2 protein-coding genes are annotated in these 1896 nt (G+C 71.5%); one reads left to right on the top strand and one right to left on the bottom strand.

Annotated features, from left to right (window positions below; all coding sequences use genetic code 11):
* Nucleotides 1-69: 69 nt before the first annotated feature.
* Nucleotides 70-1014, bottom strand: coding sequence for a TauD/TfdA family dioxygenase (locus tag PV363_RS17625; protein ID WP_301023068.1), 945 nt, complete (start codon nt 1012-1014; stop codon nt 70-72).
* Between the two features lie 135 nt (nt 1015-1149).
* Between PV363_RS17625 and PV363_RS17620 the strand changes: the two genes are divergently transcribed.
* Nucleotides 1150-1896: SDR family NAD(P)-dependent oxidoreductase (locus PV363_RS17620; protein ID WP_301023067.1), on the top strand; the 747-nt coding region annotated here is incomplete at its 3' end.

The following is a 1896-nucleotide window of genomic DNA, read 5'->3' as shown; positions in this document are numbered from 1 at the left end:
CCTCCGCACGGGTGTCGCCAGGCCGCCGCCGAGGCGTGCGGCGATGGACATGGTCTCGGTCCCTCTCGCTCAGTTGGCCGCGAGGAAGGGCTCGCCGGCGATCGACTCGGACGGTGCGCCGTCCGGCCCGACCGGGGTGTCGCCGACGAGGGTGATGCGGTGCAGCACGCGGTCGGTGGCCAGGTGCTCGACGTCGCGAGGTGCGAGGTGGAGGGCGGCGCGGTTGTCCCAGAAGGCGACGCTGCCGTTCTCCCACTTGAACCGCACGGTGTACTCGGGGCGGTCGATCTGCTCGAACAGCAGGTCGAGGATGTGACGGCTCTGGCGGGGGTCGAGGTCGAGGATGCGGGTGGTGAAGCCCGGGTTCACGTAGATGACGCGCTCACCGCTCTCGGGGTGGACCCGCACGACCGGGTGGATCGAGGCCAGCGGCTTCGTGCGCACCCATTCGCCGATCCGCTCGTTGCTGCGGTCGGCGTCGTAGGAGGCGCCGAAGCGGTGCTCGGCGCGGAGGCCGTCGATGAACGCACGCAGCGGCTCGGGCAGGCCGAGGTAGGCGGCGGCGACGTTCGTGAACTGGGTGTCGCCGCCGAAGGCGGGTACCGACTCGGCCCGCAGGATCGAGTGCGACGGCGGGTTGATCAGCGGGGTGACGTCCGCGTGCCAGCCCGGGCCGTTGACGCCGAACTGCTTCTGGTAGCGACGCCCGTAGCGCTCGTCGTACGCCTTGGGTGAGACGGTGTGGATCTGCGGGAAGCCGGGTGGGGCGGCGTCGCCCTCGTAGGGGTGGCCGGGCGTGACGTCGCCGAACTGGCCGCCGAAGCGGATCTGCTGGGCGTGATCGATGTGCTGGTCGCGGAAGAACACGACCTTCCACTGGAGGAGGGCTTGGCGGATCTCGGCGACCGTGTGGTCGTCGAGCGGCTGGGACAGGTCGACGCCGTGGATCTCGGCGCCCGTCCAGCCGGACAGCGGTCGAACGTCGATGGCGACGTCGTGGTCGGTGAGGGTCATGGTCGGCACCGTAAAGTCGATAAAGCTGATCGTCAAGATCGGAATTATCGTCTACGGTGGTTCCGGCTCCGGGGGGACGTCCCCGGCGGACCGGTCCCGAGCGGACCGGCGCGGACCGCGACAGGAAGAGCGAGGATGGATCTCGAACTGAGTGGCAAGCGAGCGATCGTCACCGGTGGCAGCCGTGGCATCGGCAAGGCGATCGCCCGCGCGTTGGCGCAGGAGGGCGCCGACGTCGTCATCGGTGCCCGTGACCCCGAGCGCCTCCAGGCCGCGGCCGCCGAACTGGCCGCCGACACCGGCCGGCGCATCGTGCCGGTGGAGGTCGACACGGGCGACGACGCCTCCGTGCGGCGCCTGGTCGCCACCGCGGTCGAGGAGCTCGGCGGCGTGGACATCCTGGTGAACAACGCCGCCACGCCCGGCAGCGTCGCCCCGCCGGGGCCCGTCACCGAGCTGCGCGACGAGGACGTCCTCGCGGACCTGAACGTGAAGGTGCTCGGCTACCTGCGCACGGCGCGGGCCGTCGCCCCGCTGCTCATCGACCAGGGATGGGGACGCATCGTCAACATCAGCGGGCTCGCCGCCCGCAACGCGGGTCGCATCACCGGGTCCATCCGCAACGTGTCGGTGTCCGCCCTGACCAAGAACCTGGCCGACGAGCTGGGTCCGCACGGCGTCAACGTCACCGTCGTCCACCCGGGCGTGACCCGCACCGAGCGCACCGGTCGCGTCGTGCCCGAGCGCGGATCGACCATCGGGCGCATCGTCGAGGCCCACGAGGTGGCGTGGGTCGTGACCTTCCTCGCCTCACCGCGCAGCGTCGCCATCACGGGCGACGCCATCGCGGCGGGCGGCGGCGTGCCCGGCGCGATCCACTAC

Source organism: Mumia sp. (assembly GCF_028803055.1).
Lineage (GTDB): Bacteria > Actinomycetota > Actinomycetes > Propionibacteriales > Nocardioidaceae > Mumia.
Note: the sequence above shows the minus strand (reverse complement) of the source record. Positions and strands in the feature narration are given on the sequence as shown.

Coding starts and splice junctions, on each gene's coding strand:
- PV363_RS17625 (WP_301023068.1), bottom strand. CDS start 1,014: ATGACCCTCACCGACCACGACGTCGCCATCGACGTTCGACCGCTGTCC.